Annotated in this window: 17 protein-coding genes and 1 tRNA gene; 11 read left to right on the top strand and 7 right to left on the bottom strand. The window is 72.7% G+C overall.

The features are described 5' to 3' along the window. Positions 1-27: 27 nt before the first annotated feature. The 4 genes from ACU436_RS40630 (at position 28) to mscL (ending at position 2,256) form a co-directional block, all read left to right on the top strand. The gene (locus ACU436_RS40630) at positions 28-633 is read left to right on the top strand and encodes a 5-formyltetrahydrofolate cyclo-ligase (protein ID WP_459032490.1); all 606 of its coding nucleotides are present in this window, start codon (positions 28-30) and stop codon (positions 631-633) included. 65 nt (positions 634-698) lie between these two features. Next, positions 699-1,037 carry an FmdB family zinc ribbon protein gene (locus tag ACU436_RS40625; protein ID WP_459032489.1) on the top strand — a complete coding sequence of 113 codons (339 nt, stop codon included), beginning with the start codon at positions 699-701 and terminating at the stop codon, positions 1,035-1,037. 165 nt (positions 1,038-1,202) lie between these two features. Next, complete coding sequence (locus tag ACU436_RS40620; protein WP_459032488.1) at positions 1,203-1,844, top strand: SAF domain-containing protein; 642 nt, start codon at positions 1,203-1,205, stop codon at positions 1,842-1,844. A gap of 1 nt (position 1,845) precedes the next feature. Continuing rightward, positions 1,846-2,256, top strand: a complete 411-nt coding sequence (gene mscL / locus ACU436_RS40615; protein ID WP_459032487.1) for a large conductance mechanosensitive channel protein MscL — start codon at positions 1,846-1,848, stop codon at positions 2,254-2,256. Here the strand turns inward: mscL and ACU436_RS40610 are convergent. Then, complete coding sequence (locus ACU436_RS40610) at positions 2,247-2,405, bottom strand: hypothetical protein (RefSeq protein ID WP_459032546.1); 159 nt, start codon at positions 2,403-2,405, stop codon at positions 2,247-2,249. The two genes, mscL and ACU436_RS40610, sit on opposite strands and share 10 nt — an antisense overlap. Before the next feature lie 34 nt (positions 2,406-2,439). On the opposite strand from ACU436_RS40610, the gene ACU436_RS40605 reads away from it, so the two are divergent. After that, entirely contained in the window at positions 2,440-2,775 is a 336-nt protein-coding gene (locus ACU436_RS40605) for a hypothetical protein (RefSeq protein WP_459032486.1), read from the top strand. A 1-nt stretch (position 2,776) separates the two neighbouring features. Here the strand turns inward: ACU436_RS40605 and ACU436_RS40600 are convergent, their stop codons facing one another. The 4 genes from ACU436_RS40600 to ACU436_RS40585 all read right to left on the bottom strand — a co-directional run bounded on the left by ACU436_RS40600 (position 2,777) and on the right by ACU436_RS40585 (position 7,128). Continuing rightward, positions 2,777-3,265 (bottom strand): MogA/MoaB family molybdenum cofactor biosynthesis protein, encoded by a 489-nt coding sequence (locus tag ACU436_RS40600; RefSeq protein WP_459032543.1) that lies wholly within the window; start codon positions 3,263-3,265, stop codon positions 2,777-2,779. 232 nt (positions 3,266-3,497) lie between these two features. After that, positions 3,498-4,919 carry a S1C family serine protease gene (locus ACU436_RS40595; protein WP_459032484.1) on the bottom strand — a complete coding sequence of 474 codons (1,422 nt, stop codon included), beginning with the start codon at positions 4,917-4,919 and terminating at the stop codon, positions 3,498-3,500. Positions 4,920-4,996: 77 nt separating this feature from the next. Continuing rightward, positions 4,997-6,433, bottom strand: a complete 1,437-nt coding sequence (locus ACU436_RS40590; RefSeq protein WP_459032483.1) for a sensor histidine kinase — start codon at positions 6,431-6,433, stop codon at positions 4,997-4,999. After that, positions 6,430-7,128, bottom strand: coding sequence for a response regulator transcription factor (locus ACU436_RS40585; protein ID WP_459032482.1), 699 nt, complete (start codon positions 7,126-7,128; stop codon positions 6,430-6,432). Before ACU436_RS40585 ends, ACU436_RS40590 begins: the two co-directional genes overlap by 4 nt. A 254-nt stretch (positions 7,129-7,382) precedes the next feature. On the opposite strand from ACU436_RS40585, the gene srmL reads away from it, so the two are divergent. Then, complete coding sequence (srmL, locus tag ACU436_RS40580) at positions 7,383-8,519, top strand: PheS-related mystery ligase SrmL (RefSeq protein ID WP_459032481.1); 1,137 nt, start codon at positions 7,383-7,385, stop codon at positions 8,517-8,519. Between the two features lie 27 nt (positions 8,520-8,546). Then, positions 8,547-8,684, top strand: a complete 138-nt coding sequence (locus tag ACU436_RS40575) for a hypothetical protein (RefSeq protein ID WP_459032480.1) — start codon at positions 8,547-8,549, stop codon at positions 8,682-8,684. A gap of 94 nt (positions 8,685-8,778) precedes the next feature. Here the strand turns inward: ACU436_RS40575 and ACU436_RS40570 are convergent, their stop codons facing one another. Then, a complete protein-coding gene (locus tag ACU436_RS40570; protein ID WP_459032479.1) occupies positions 8,779-9,501 on the bottom strand; it encodes an SIR2 family NAD-dependent protein deacylase in 723 nt (240 codons plus the stop codon). Between the two features lie 249 nt (positions 9,502-9,750). Between ACU436_RS40570 and ACU436_RS40565 the strand changes: the two genes are divergently transcribed. From ACU436_RS40565 to ACU436_RS40555, 3 genes are all read left to right on the top strand, one after another. After that, complete coding sequence (locus ACU436_RS40565) at positions 9,751-9,990, top strand: hypothetical protein (protein WP_459032478.1); 240 nt, start codon at positions 9,751-9,753, stop codon at positions 9,988-9,990. A 14-nt stretch (positions 9,991-10,004) separates the two neighbouring features. Continuing rightward, positions 10,005-10,080: transfer RNA gene (locus tag ACU436_RS40560), tRNA-Arg, on the top strand. Between the two features lie 208 nt (positions 10,081-10,288). Then, positions 10,289-11,845 carry a hypothetical protein gene (locus ACU436_RS40555; protein WP_459032477.1) on the top strand — a complete coding sequence of 519 codons (1,557 nt, stop codon included), beginning with the start codon at positions 10,289-10,291 and terminating at the stop codon, positions 11,843-11,845. A gap of 432 nt (positions 11,846-12,277) precedes the next feature. On the opposite strand, the gene ACU436_RS40550 is transcribed toward ACU436_RS40555, so the two are convergent. Next, positions 12,278-12,970 carry a hypothetical protein gene (locus ACU436_RS40550; protein ID WP_459032476.1) on the bottom strand — a complete coding sequence of 231 codons (693 nt, stop codon included), beginning with the start codon at positions 12,968-12,970 and terminating at the stop codon, positions 12,278-12,280. Between the two features lie 46 nt (positions 12,971-13,016). On the opposite strand from ACU436_RS40550, the gene ACU436_RS40545 reads away from it, so the two are divergent. Continuing rightward, positions 13,017-13,376 carry a hypothetical protein gene (locus ACU436_RS40545; protein ID WP_459032475.1) on the top strand — a complete coding sequence of 120 codons (360 nt, stop codon included), beginning with the start codon at positions 13,017-13,019 and terminating at the stop codon, positions 13,374-13,376. Positions 13,377-13,854: the final 478 nt, after the last annotated feature.

Below are 13,854 nucleotides of genomic sequence, written 5' to 3'. Positions count from 1 at the left end.
GCCTAATGGCGAGAGTAGGGTCAATGTGTGACGGGACGCGCCGTTCTCACCGAGAAGACCCGGTGGCGTACCGCGCTCGTGGCATCCCGGCGGGCTCTCCCGGCCGGCGAACGGGCGGCGCGGGCGGCCGCGCTGGCTGCTGCGGCGGTCCGGCTGGCCACCACCACCGGGGGCCCCGTGTGCGCGTATCTCCCGGTCGGCTCGGAGCCGGGGTCCCTCGAACTGGTGGCCGCCCTGCACGAGGCTGGGCACGAGGTACTGCTGCCGGTCGTACCCGGGGACCCGGGGCCGCTCGACTGGGCGACCTACACCGGGCCCGGGTCGCTGGCCGCGGCGCCGCTCGGGCTGCGGGAACCCACCGGACCGCGGCTCGGGCCGGACGCCATCGGCCGCGCGCGGCTGGTGCTGGTGCCGGGACTCGCCGCCGACCGGCGTGGAGTGCGCCTGGGCCGCGGCGCGGGCCACTACGACCGCACGCTGCCACTCGCGGCGCCGGACGTGCCGATCGTCATCGTGCTCAACGACGAGGAGCTGGTGGAACGGCTGCCCGCCGAGCCGCACGACCGGCCCGTGACGGGCGCCCTGCTCGCGGGAGCGGGCCTCGTCACGCTGGGGAACAAGCGCCGGCACTGACGGGTTATGCTGGCACTCAGTCTGTTCGAGTGCCAGCTCGTTCGTGTGTGCCTCCGGAGGGACACGTGCCGACCTACCAGTACGCCTGCACCGCCTGCGACCATCGGTTCGAGGCCGTGCAGTCCTTCACCGACGCGTCGCTCACCGACTGCCCGGCGTGCTCGGGCCCCCTGCGCAAGGTCTTCTCCTCGGTCGGGATCGTGTTCAAGGGCAGCGGCTTCTACCGCACCGACAGCCGCTCCGGCGGTGGTGGCGTGACCGCGAACAGCGAGTCGGGCAAGTCCGAGTCGGGCAAGTCCGAGTCGGGCAAGTCCGAGTCGGGCAAGTCCGAGTCGGGCTCGTCGTCGACGGGCGGTTCGAAGGAGAGCTCCTCGTCGAGCACGCCCGCCGCAGCAGCGTCCTAGTGTCCCGAACCGAAAGTCCACCACACAACTCGACGGCCCAGCTTCCCGATTTATCCACCGGACTTCCGGTTCGGGGCACTAGCACTCATCCACATCGCCCCGGGGTTGTCCATAGGTTCGCCGACCCCGCCTCGCTGACGTCACCGCCGACCTAACGTCGGCCGCATGACCGACTCCCGGCTCGCGCCCCGGCCGCTCTCGCGGCTCGGGGCGCTCGTCGTCGGGCCCGGTTGGCGCCGGGTGGCGCTGCTGCGCCGGGCCGCGGCCGCGGCGCTGGCCACGCTGGCGCTGGTGCTGGCCCTCGCTCCGGCATCCGGGTCAGGCCGCGTCCCGGTGGTCGTCGCCGCGGTCGACGTCGCGGCCGGGTCCACCCTCCGCCCGGCCGACCTCGCGGTGCGCCGCTGGCCCGCCGATCTCGTGCCGGGCGGTGCGCTCCCCGATCCGGCCGGCGCCGAGGGGCGCGTGCTCGTGGGTGCCGCCCGAGCGGGCGAGCCGATCACCGACACGCGCCTCGCGGGTCCCGCTGCCGCCCTCGGCGCCCCGGCAGGGTCGGCCGCCGTGCCCGTCCGGCTCGCCGACGCCGGCGCCGCCGCGCTACTCGTCCCCGGCAACGCGGTCGACGTCATCACGGTCGGCGGGGAGAGCGGCGAGCCCGTCGTGCTGGCCACGGCCGCCGCCGTGCTCGCCGTGCTCCCACCCGATTCACCCTCGTCCGGGCGGCTGGTGCTCGTGGCGATGCCGTCCGCGGTCGCCGCGCGGGTGGCGGCCGCATCGCTCACCGAACAGGTGGCCGTTACCCTCCGGTAACGTGTTCAAGGGTTTCAAGGACTTCATCCTGCGCGGCAACGTCGTGGACCTGGCCGTCGCCGTCGTCATCGGCGCGGCGTTCGGCACGATCGTCACGTCGTTCACCCAGCGCATCCTGCAACCGCTCATCAACGCGATCACCCCGCCGGAGTCCCCCGGATTCGGCGTCCAGGTCGTCGCGGGCAAGGAGAGCACCTACATCGACGTCGCCTCGGTGATCTCCGCAGCGATCAACTTCGTCATCGTGGCCGCGGTCGTCTACTTCCTGATCGTGCTTCCGCTGAACCACCTCAAGGAGCGGCGCAAACGGGGTGAGGAGACCGGACCGGCCGAACCGACCGACATCGAACTGCTCACCGAGATCCGCGACCTGCTGCGGGAGCAGCGAGCGGGCACCGGACCTCAATCCTGATCATGGTGCGGCGGGCGGTTCGCCAGCAGTTCGGCGTCGCCCGTGTGCTCGTCCGGCCGGTCGTCGCGCTCGTCGGACGTGGTGTTGGGCAGCACGTCGCCGAACACCTCGTCCAGCATCCGGCGCACCCGGTCCGGTAGTTCCTGCACCCCACCATCCTGCACCGGTGCCACCATGAGACGCATGGGACTCACGGACAAGGCCAAGGAGCTCACCGACACGGCACTGCTCAGGGCCGGTGAGCTGTCGGAGGTGGCGCGGGAGAAGGCGCCCGGGTACCTCGACCGAGCCGCCGACCTGGCGGTGAAGGCCACGGACGCCGCCGCGAGCGGGGTGGACCGGGCCACCGGTGGGCGGTACCACGACCGGATCGAAGGGGTCACGACCAAGGTGGGGCAGTCGCTGGACCGTCCGCGGGCCGCGGACGCCCCCACCGTGGTCGTGGAGCAGGAGGAGCCGGTCACACCGGCCCCGACCAACCCGGACTCCGGCCCGGAGGGCCCGAAGCCCACCGGGTGAGCTACTCCAGCCCGGACAGCTCCGAGATCACGTGCGAGACGAGCGGGGTGAGCGTGGCCATCCCGTCGCGCACCGCCGAGCGGGACGGGGCCAGGTTCACCACGAGCGTGCTGCCCGACACGCCGACGAGCCCGCGCGACAGCCCGGCGTCCACGGCGCCCGCGGCGAGGCCGGAGGCCCGGATGGCCTCCGCGATGCCGGGGATCGGCCGATCGAGCACGCCGGCGGTGGCATCGGCCGTGACGTCGCGCGGCGACACGCCGGTGCCACCGACCGTCACCACGAGGTCGACCCCGCCGATCACCGCGGTGTTGAGCGCATTGCGGATCGCCACCGGGTCACCCGGCACCACGACGACGCCGTCGACGACGAGGCGGGCCTCCTCGAGCAGCTCGGTGACGAGCGGCCCGATGGAGTCATCCCGTTCGCCGTGGCTCACCCGGTCGTCCACGACCACGACGAGAGCTCGGCCGATTTGAGGTGGCGCCATCTCCATGGGCCCAACTTAGCGGGGAGCCCGGTGGGCCATGGTCACCCGGTCCGGCGACCGCCAGGTCGCGCCGGCGCTGGGAGGGGGATCCGGCGCCGACGCGACGGGCGCCCGGCGTGGGGCACCACAACCGGACCACTGAACGAGACCAGAAGGTCACCATCGCGTCAACAGCTGGCCACAACGATCGCCTAGTGGGGCGAAACCCGTATTGCGGAAGCCCCGACGCCGGCTAGTTCGGGGCGGCCGTGAGGGTGGCCTGCACCGTCCGATCGCCGAGCTGCACCTCGACCACCTCGCCCGGCGCCCGGGAACCCACGGCGGCCTGCAGGTCGGTGCCGGTGGAGATGCGCTGGTCGCCGAAGCGCAGCACGACGTCGCCCTCGCGGATACCGGCCAGCTCGGCCGCGCCGCCGGGGGTGATGCCCCGGATGATCGCGCCGGCCTGCCGCGGGTCGTCGGCCACGGTGACCCCGAGAACGGCTCGGGACGCGCGACCGGTGCGCTCGAGTTCCTCGGCGACCCGCCGGGCCTGGTTGATCGGGATCGAGAAGCCGACGCCGATGGACCCGCCTTGCGCGCCGGTGGTGGCGATCGCCGAGTTGATGCCGACGACCTTGCCCTCCATGTCCACCAGCGGGCCGCCGGAGTTGCCGGGGTTGATCGCGGCGTCGGTCTGCAGGGCGTTGAGGACGGTGGGTGTGTTGGCGCCGGTCTCCTCCCCGACGTTCACGGCCCGGTCGACGGCGCTGATGATGCCCGTGGTGACGGTGCCACCCAGCCCGAGCGGCGCCCCGAACGCCACGACCTGCTGTCCGACGCGAACCGAGTCGGAGTTGCCGAGCTCGACCGGTGTGAGCCCGGAGAGGTTCTGGGCGCGGATCACCGCGACGTCGGAGCTGGGATCCCGGCCGACGATGAGTGCGGCGACCGTGGTGCCGTCCTGGAACACCGCCGTGACCGTGCCGGCGTCGGCCGCCTCCTCCACGACGTGGTTGTTGGTGAGGAGCAGACCGTCGGCGGAGAGCACCATCGCCGAGCCCTCGCCGACCGCGGTGGGCCCCTCGACCCGCAGCTGCACGACGCTCGGCAGCACGCGCGCCGCGACCGCCTCCACCGGGGTGGTCGGGGCGGCGGCCTCGTCCAGTGACGGCAGCGGGTCGCCGAGCACGCCGATCGAGCCGCCCCGGCCGCTGCCTGCGAGCGAGTGGCCGACGACCCCGCCGATCGCGCCGGAGAGCAGCATCGCGACCAGCGCGAGCGCGATCAGCGTGCCCCGCCGCGGCGAACCGGAGCCGCCGGGCGGTTCGGGGTAGTACGCGCCGGGAGGCGGGCCGTACGCGGTGTTCTGCGGCGGGTGGTAGGGGTTCTGAGGTTGCGCGGGAGGCGCGGGAGGCGCGGGAGGCGCGCCGTACCAGGCGCTCTGTGCCTGCTGCGACCACGGGTCGGGAGGCGGCGCCGGCCACCCGCCGGACCACTGGCTGGTCGGCGCGTACGCACCGTGCTCGGGCAGGCCGTTCGCCGGTCCCTGCCACCCGACGGGCGCGGGGATCTCCGCCGTGGCGCCCGCCGGAACCCCGCCGCCGTTCGGTGCCAGACCGTCGTGCGGCCCTCCCACAGCCCCGTCGTGGTGGTCGGGGGGGTGGTTCGCCATGCCATCACCGAATTCGCGTCAGGGGGACGTGCGAGACCAGCCTAGCGACGCTCCGGCGGTTGCAGCGATCTTCCGGGTCAGGTGAACAGCCGGTGCCCCGGCAGCCGCATCGCGAGCAGGGCTCCGCCCTCCGGAGCACGACCCGCCCACACGGCGCCGCCGTGCCGGACCGCGACCTGGCGGACGATCGCGAGCCCGAGCCCGGAGCCGGGCATCGTGCGGGACGTCGCGGCGCGGTAGAAGCGCTCGAACACCAGTGGCAGGTCCTCGTCTGCGATGCCCGGCCCGCCGTCGGCGACCTCGAGCACCACCGACCACTCGTCGAGCGGCCGCATCTGCACGCGCACGCGGCCCTCGGGTGAGCTCCACTTCGCCGCGTTGTCGAGCAGGTTGAGCACGGCGCGTTCGAGGGCCGTCGCGTCGCCGGTGAGCATCCACGGCACGAGCGCCGGGTCGAACTCGACGTCACCGGACCGCCGCCGTGCCCGTTCGAGCGCCCGCAGCACGACCTCGGTGAGCTCGAGCGGCTCGTGCACCACCATCGGGGTGTCCTCGCGGGCCAGCTCGACGAGGTCGCCGACCAGCGTGGACAGCTCGGCGACCTGGGCCTGCACGTCGTCGAGGATCTCCGCGCGTTCGGCATCCGGAAGGCTCGGCGCCCCCGGGCGGCTGGCGGAGGCGAGCAGCTCCAGGTTGGTGCGCATCGAGGTGAGCGGGGTGCGCAGCTCGTGCCCGGCGTCCGCGACGAGCCGCCGCTGCTGTTCCTGGGACGCCGCGAGCGCGCCGAGCATCTCGTTGAAGCTGGCGGTCAGCCGGGCGAGCTCGTCGGACCCCTCCACCGGGATCGGCCGCAGGTCGCCGGTGGCGGCGACGCGCTCGGTGGCGGCGGTGAGGCGGTCGACGGGACGCAGCCCGGCCCGCGCGATCGCCGCACCCGCGAGCGCCGCGATGACCACCCCGACCCCGCCGACGATCGGCAGCGCGAACCCGAGCTTCGTCAGCACCTGCTGCGTGGCGTCGAGCCGCTGGGCGATCACGAGCGCCTGCCCCGGACCGGCCTGCACGGCCACCACCCGGTAGGGCACGCCGTCCTCGGTGGCCGTGCGCGTCGAGGAGTCGACGTCGCCCTTGGCGACCTCCAGCTCGTCCCCGCCCAGCGGCGGGGCGGACGCCGCGCCCTCGGCCGAGATCGCCGGCCCGTTGGCGAGCAGCAGCGCCAGCCGGATGTCGCCGGCGCCGAGCACCTCGGTGGGGATCGTGGCGAGCTGCTGCGGGTCGGCGAGCTCGCTCTGCGCCGCGGCGGACGCGCGCTGGAGCAGGTTGGCGTCGAGCGTCTGCAGGATGTTGACGCGCACCGTGACGAACGCCGCCACGGACACCAGCACCACCACGAGCGCCGCCACCAGTGCGGCGAGCACCCCGACCCGGGTGCGCAGCGAGACCTGGTTGAACGCCTCCAGCCTGGCCGACCCGTTCGTCCTGCCGTGCCGCGGTGGCGCGGCCGGCCAGGTCACGGCGGTGTGTCGCGCAGGACGTACCCGACGCCGCGGACGGTGTGGATCAGCCGCAGCTCGCCCTCGGCCTCGGTCTTGCGCCGCAGGTAGCCGATGTAGACCTCCAGCGCGTTGCCGGTGGTCGGGAAGTCGTAGCCCCACACCTGCTCGAGGATCTGGGTGCGGGAGAGCACCCGGCGCGGGTTCGTGAGCAGCAGTTCCAGCAGCGAGAACTCGGTGCGGGTGAGGCTGATCGGACGGTCGCCGCGGCGGACCTCGCGGGTGTCGGGGTCGAGCGAGAGATCGGCGAACTCCAGCGGCTTGCTCTGGCCGGCGGCGGCGGCGATGTCTTCCGGCGAACGGCGGCGCAACAGCGCGCGCAGGCGGGCGAGCAGCTCCTCGAGGGCGAACGGCTTGGGGAGGTAGTCGTCGGCCCCCGCGTCGAGGCCGGCCACCCGGTCGGAGACGGCGTCGCGGGCCGTGAGCACGAGGATCGGCAGCGCGTCGCCCGCGGCACGCATCCGCCGGCACACCTCGAGCCCGTCGAGTCGCGGCATCATCACATCGAGGACCATCGCGTCCGGGCGCTGCGCGAGGACGGCGTCGAGGGCCGCCTGGCCGTCACCGGCGAGCTCGACCTGGTAGCCGTTGAAGGCCAAGGAGCGACGCAACGACTCCCGGACGGACCGGTCGTCGTCCACGACGAGGATGCGCATGCGGTCAGTGTGGACGCGAGATCTGAGACGCGCCTGAGAGGTGGCTGTGTCGCGGGCAACGTTCCCCGCGCGGGTGACCAGCGAATTCAGGAGCGGACCGAGCCCGACCGCGCTACCTTCACCCCATGGCGTGCGCGCAGCGATTTCCGTGCCCCCGGCCGCGGTGCGGCCGCGCGGGCATCGACGCATCCGCCTGATCCGCGCGCCGGGGCGGCCGGGGGTGAGCCCATCCGCCACCTTCCGTGAGGATCGCCGTGCCCGCCATCCCGTCCCCCGACCACGTCGCCGCCGCCCTCGCGCTGCGCGACCTGACCGACCCCGCCCAGGGGGCCCACGCCGCCGGGCTCCTGCTCGACGCCGCCGTCGACGCGCTCGCCACCCGGTGGGGCTGCGCCGTGCGCGTGTTGCGCTCGTCGCCCGCCGTCTCCGTCGAGGACAACTACGACCGGCTCGGCTACTCGACGTCCGCGATCACCCGCGAGTCCCGCTACACGCGCTACCTCGGCGACACCGTCATGCTGCGCAGCCACACCACGGCCGGCGTACCGCCCGCGCTGCGTGCGCTCGCCGCCGAGCCGGACCCACCCGCGGACGTCCTGCTCGTGCTGCCGGGTCTGGTGTACCGGCGCGACGTCATCGACCGCATGCACGTCGGCGAGCCGCACCAGGTCGACCTGTGGCGCATCGCCCGGGCCGACGTCGACCTGGACGACATGCTCGGCACGCTCGTCGAGGCCGTCCTACCCGGAACCCACTGGCGCGCCGTGCCCGCCCGGCACCCGTACACCGAGCAGGGGCGGCAGCTGGACGTCCGGGTCGGTGGCGGCTGGGTCGAGCTCGCCGAGTGCGGGCTGGCCGCGCCGCACGTGCTGGCCACGGCGGGGCTGGACCCGGACCGCTGGCACGGGCTCGCCCTGGGCATGGGGCTGGACCGTGCCGTCATGCTGCGCAAGGGGGTACCGGACATCAGGCTGCTCCGGGCGGCCGACCCGCGGATCGCGGAGCAGATGCTGGACCTCACTCCCTGGCGCCCGGTGTCGATGTTGCCGGCCGTCCGGCGCGATCTCTCGATCGTCGTCGCGGCGGCCGTCGACGGCGAGCTGCTCGGCGACCGGGCCCGCTCCGCCCTCGGATCCGATGCCGACGTCCTGGAGAGCCTGACCGTGCTGGCCCGCACGCCCCACGAACGGCTCCCCGCCTCCGCTCGGGCCCGCCTCGGCTCTCGGCCCGGCCAGGTGAACCTGCTGCTGCGGCTGGTCCTGCGCCCGCTGGACCGGACCCTCACCGACGCCCGGGCCAACGCCGTGCGGGACCGCGTCTACGCGGCGCTGCACGAGGGCCCGCACCACGAGTGGGCCGCGTTGCCGGAACGGCAACGTTCCTCGCCATGACCGTGCGGGCGCACGCATCGTGACGACATGGACGAGCAGGACGTCTTCTCGACGGAGAGCGAAGCCCTCGTGTGCGGACAGGTGCTCGGCGACGGCCGCCACGGCCTGGATGGCTTGGTCGAACCGACATCGGGCTCGGCGCCCACGGACGGGCGTTCCGCGTGATCTCGACCGGCTTGATCGTTGCGAGAAGCGCGTGGGAGCCCTTGGCCGGGCAACGAGGTCGATGTCGGATGGATCTTGTGGGAGCTCCGTCCCGCTATCGCGCCCACTCCGCCAGCACGTCCTGCGCGTCCCCGACGACGCGGGCGTGGAAGGCCGGGTCGACGGGCCCGTCCGGGTGCAGGTCGACGTTCACGCAGTAGGCGCCGGCCGCCCGGGCCGTCGGCGCCAGCCAGGACGCCGGCGCCACCCGGCCCGACGTGCCGACCGCGAGGAAGAGGTCGCACGCGGACACCAGCCGCCGCGCCGCGCCGAGCGCCTCCGGGTCGAGCATCTCGCCGAACAGGACGACGGCGGGCCGTGCCGGCTCGGTGCACCGCCCGCACAGCGGAGGATCGCCGCGCCGCGCCTCGTCCGCGGGCCCGGTCCAGCCGCAGAAGTCGTCGTCGAGGCAGCGGGCACGCCCGGCCGAACCGTGCAGCTCGACGACGTCGACCGAGCCCGCGGCCTGGTGCAGCCCGTCGACGTTCTGCGTGATCACCGAGGCCCCGGCGGCCGCGAGCGCGCGGTGTGCCTGCGTCGGCCCGGCGGCCGCGGCCGTGTTCCACATGCCGCCCCAGACGTCCCACAGTGCATCGACGTTGCCGGGCAGCAGGTGGGCGTGCATGGCCCGCTCGACCTCGGGCGAGAGCGTCCAGAGCCCGTCCGGACCGCGGAACGTCCCGAGCCCGGCCGCCACGCTGATCCCGGCGCCCGTGAGCGTGCAGATCCGCGTGAACCGTTCCCGCGGGGCGATCTCGACGAGGCTGCGTACGTCCACGAGGGCCCAGACTAGGTGGAGCCCTCGGTCGAGGCGCAGCTCCCGGCTGACGATCTGGGCGGTGACGTGTTCGGTGCCACGGTCCGACGCGGAGGCGTGCGCCCGGACGATCCACCAGCGGCAGGTCGAAGCTGTACTCGGGCGGCAGCCGGTCGGCGAAGGTGAGGTGCACCCGCGCGGACGAGAGGTGACGCTCCTGCAACCGGCGGTGCGGTTCGGCGATGCGCTCGTGGCGGGCCCGCCTTCCCGATGCAGCGACGATCGCGGGGCGTCGGCGCGCTCGAGGTGTTCGTCGCCGGCACCGCCGGGCCCGGCGACGACGACGTCGCCCTCGGCCAGGCGCTGGCCGACATGGCCGCCACCGGGATCCTCGACGAACGCAGCTCCCGCTCCAGCGGCGCCCTGATCAACCAGCTCCAGACCGCCCTGGACAGCAGGGGTCCCTGGCCGTCGAGGTCCGCACCGCCCGGCGGCAGCGGTAGTCGCTAGGATCAGCCCCGCAAGCCCTCGTAGCTCAGGGGATAGAGCACCGCTCTCCTAAAGCGGGTGTCGCAGGTTCGAATCCTGCCGGGGGCACCACCAGCATCTACAAACAGCGCTGAGCTGTTGTACTGGTCAGCTGGCTGTGGTGGGCGTTGGGTCGGCAGGTTGCGCGCGGCGTCGGCGATCGCGGGCAGATCGTCTGCCGGCAGCGTGACCGTGATGGTCACGTCGTCGCCGTCCTCGTGCGATCGGCACGCGCTAACGTCTGGCCGGCGGAGCACGTGCTCCGGGACCGGGGGATCGCGTGTTCGGACGTCGGCGCAAGCGTGATCAGGAAGCGAACGAGTCGCAGCGTCAGGCCGTCGAGCAGGAGCTGCAGCGGATGGGGCTGCTCGGCCCGGGGGACGGGCCCATCCGGCTGGAACGGGTGCCGGCCGGTGGGCCGGTCGGCCCTCCGCGGCCGGAGTCGTTGCGGCTACGCCTGCAGACCGGCCCGGACTCCCCTGAACCGGGATCGATGCTGCAGCAGTCCGTCGCCCGGCGGTTCGGGCTCGGTCTCTGGGAGGTTGTCTGGGTCGGCGACGGCGACGGCGCCCGGAGCCTCGATCGCGATCCAGGGGCGCAGGTTGACGAGGACGAGCTGTTTCGCGTCGCGATCGCCAACTCGGTCGGGATGCCCTATCGGCGGACGGTGATGCGTCCCATCGACGTCGAGGTCATCGAGATCGAGACTGACCATCCCCTCGTCGCGGCCCACGCCCACGTGCTGACCCGCCATCTCGACATCCCCCTGGACGACGGGGCGGTGGTCGGCTTCCCGACGCCCGAGATCATGCTGGCGGTGCCGATCACCGGAACCACGCATGCGATCTTGGCCGCCCAGGTGCTGCAGGGGTACCTCGCCAAGGGCGGCACGCTCAGCACCCAGATCTACTGGTGGAAGCCCACGGACCGCGAGCTCGCCAGCCCCATCGGGGAGGTCCACCCGGGACACCGGCCCGACCTGCGACCGGTGGAGATCTCACCGCCGACAACCGATGGCAAGGTGACCGCCGGCGGCGACGCGGAGTTCCTGGATCTGTGCCAGCGACACGTGGCCGAACTCCGATCCGGCGCACGTTCGGCGCATGCCAGCAACTCGACGACGCCGACCACTGCGCCCAGGTCTCATCAGGAACCGGTGGAGACCCGTCAGCCACCTGCGCCGGCCGCTCCGCCGCAGCCGGAGTCGCTGCGGCTCCGGGTGCGCACCGACCTTCCCCAACAGCTGGTGAACGACATGGTCAGCCGCGAGCTCGCCCCCGGCCTCTGGGAGATCGTCGCGATCGACACCTCGGACTCGATGCTGCTCATGCCGCGCGAGCCCGGAGCGAACGAGGAGCGCCTGTTCCGCGACGCCGTGCTCGCCACGGTGGAGGAGCCGTTCACCCTCGACCGCTTCGGCAACGACGCCCCCGTACCGATGCTGCACATCGGCGGCACCCACGAGTACATGGCGGGCCACGTCCACGTCCTCACCCGCTACCTCGACGCACCGTTCACCGACGGCGCGCTGGTGGCGTTCCCGGTGCCGCAGGTGGTGCTGGTGCACCGGATCGGCACGAACCACCCGTTCCTCGCGCTGGCGGCGCTGCAGACGCTCGCGGGCCGGATGGTCGCCGACGGCGTGAAGCCGATCAGCGGCCAGGTCTACTGGTGGCGCCCCTCGCCCCACGAGCTGGCCGCCCCCGGCCGCGATGTCGAGCTGGGGCACCGGCCGGATCTGCGCGCCGTCGGCGCGGACTCCGTCGGCGGCCGGGTCTCCGTCCACGGCGACGAGGAGTTCAAGGCACTGGGTGAGCGGCTGGCGCACCTGCGCTGAGGTGGAGCCCATGCAGAACGAGGCGGCGGGGCAGATCCGGATCAGGATGTGGCGAGGCGGCTGGGGCTCGACCGTGGACAGTGGCGCCTTCCTCTACCGCTATTCGGTGAGCGAGGCGCCCTAGGGCGAGATAGGACTGCGTCTGGGGGACCGCGGCCGACCTGCATGCGTGGAGTGCGGCCGAGGCCACCTTCAGCGCAGCGATCCGCACGGCGAATCGCGCGTACTGGCGGGTGATCGAGTCCCGGGGATGAGGGCTGACGCCGCTGGGCCCGCTGCTGGGCGGGTGGCGGCGGCGCAGTGGGGGTCGTGGGTCAGCATGCTCCTGACGCCCGTTGCGCTCGCGTTGTCACCGATGTTCATGGCCTTCGCGCCGTTGGCGCGATTGGGACGGACGTTGCCGCGTCCGTGACCGTCATCCCACAGAGAGGCTCAGGGCATCTGCCCGTAGGCCCTGAAGTCCTCCAGAACGCCGGCGTAGTACTCCTGATTGTCGACCAGGCGGGCCCGGGAGATGTGGTCGGGATCCTCGCGCAGCAGCTTCAACCCCAGCGCGGACCAGAACGCCCTTTCCGGCAGCCGATCCGCGCCTTCGGGCAGGAACTTGATCGCCTCACCGATCGCCTCCGTGGCGGATTGCCAGTTCAGCTCCACCGCCGTGGGATCCTGACCCGGCCGCGCCGTGTATTCCATGAGGGCCTCGAGCGCCAGGCTCTCGAAGGAGTTGGCCACAACGATCCATTGACCGGCGTCGATCAGCCGTGAGACACCGATCCCGAACGTCGCGCCGACCGTCCGGGCCACGTGCTCGGAGACGTACGGGACTGCAATGTCACCGAACGGCGTACGGACCGTCCACGCTTGTTCCCCCTCGATGATCGCCCTCTCGGGCGGAGCCATCGACAGCGTCTCGTCCGCCGCGGTCCCGAGGTTCACGTAGATGTCCGCCTCGGCGAGAGTTCTCGCGGTCAACACAGGCCCTTCCCCCTTCGTCTCAGCACTCAGGTGTCCTCGTGCTGGTGGTCCGGCGGTGCGCGCCGTCCCGGCCGGCGTGACGCCGGCCGCCATCGAGACGACCACTCCCAACATCGTCGGGTTGGGGTCCGCGTCGAGAACGAAGCCCACTGCGACAGATTCGTCGGCTACACCGGCTCGCAAGCGCCTCGTCCAGGTGCGTGAGCACCACCTTCTGGTCGGCGTCGAGCACCCTGGCGATCTTGCGAACGAACAGCGGGTTGCCCCGGTGCGGACGCAGACCGCGGCGAGGACAGCAGGTTCTGCTCACCGCCCCAGCACGGCGCGCAACTCGACCCCGGACGGGCGGGCCGAAAGCTGCTGCGTCCGATACGCCCCGACCACCACCAGCCGACATTCCCGCACCGTCGACAAGGCACTGAGCAGCAGCGACAACGTCGGGGTCCAGCCGGTGTATGTCGTCGAACTGCTACTCCACGCCGTCCCCCGCAGCGTGCGCGATTGCCGCACCGAACCGCTCGAAAGCCACGAATCGAGGTGGACCTCGCTCGATTGAAACCGGGAACTGCTCTTACTCTGCCCGGCCTAGCAACATGACCGCGAAACACTGCAGAACCAACGAGGCATCGTGTCCACGTTGGACGATCCAATTATCGGCCGTGGCCCCCGCGGCGCGGCGTCGGCCCCGCGACGACGGCCGTAGATCTCGAGTGGCTCGAAGCGCAGCCGACAGCAGCAGACCGAACGTTGTTCCTCGTGGTCCGTCAGGACAGCCATCGATAGTGCCACGCTGCCCCTTCAGATCCGGCGGCGGCCACCGCTCGAGGAGCCGAGCGGGACGCATTCGAGTCACACTGATCCTGGCGCGACGCGCTGCGTGACGGGTCGCGGTTGGCGACAACATGCCACCCTGCAACCGGCGGGGCGCACGGTGGAAACGCGAGCCGTCCGGAGCCTGGGCGCGCCGGCTTCGGTCGACAACACCCGGGTGGTGTGAGGTCGACCAACGGCACCCGGGCCTCTGGATAGGCTCG

It is taken from the genome of Pseudonocardia wallangbongensis (assembly GCF_054486945.1).
Note: the sequence above shows the minus strand (reverse complement) of the source record. Positions and strands in the feature narration are given on the sequence as shown.

Excerpts from the sequence above, each read along its gene's own strand:
- ACU436_RS40620 (WP_459032488.1), top strand. The coding sequence starts at position 1,203 with ATGACCGACTCCCGGCTCGCGCCCCGGCCGCTCTCGCGGCTCGGGGCG.
- ACU436_RS40605 (WP_459032486.1), top strand. The coding sequence starts at position 2,440 with ATGGGACTCACGGACAAGGCCAAGGAGCTCACCGACACGGCACTGCTC.
- ACU436_RS40600 (WP_459032543.1), bottom strand. The coding sequence starts at position 3,265 with ATGGCGCCACCTCAAATCGGCCGAGCTCTCGTCGTGGTCGTGGACGAC.
- ACU436_RS40595 (WP_459032484.1), bottom strand. The coding sequence starts at position 4,919 with ATGGCGAACCACCCCCCCGACCACCACGACGGGGCTGTGGGAGGGCCG.
- ACU436_RS40585 (WP_459032482.1), bottom strand. The coding sequence starts at position 7,128 with ATGCGCATCCTCGTCGTGGACGACGACCGGTCCGTCCGGGAGTCGTTG.
- ACU436_RS40575 (WP_459032480.1), top strand. The coding sequence starts at position 8,547 with ATGGACGAGCAGGACGTCTTCTCGACGGAGAGCGAAGCCCTCGTGTGC.
- ACU436_RS40565 (WP_459032478.1), top strand. The coding sequence starts at position 9,751 with ATGCAGCGACGATCGCGGGGCGTCGGCGCGCTCGAGGTGTTCGTCGCC.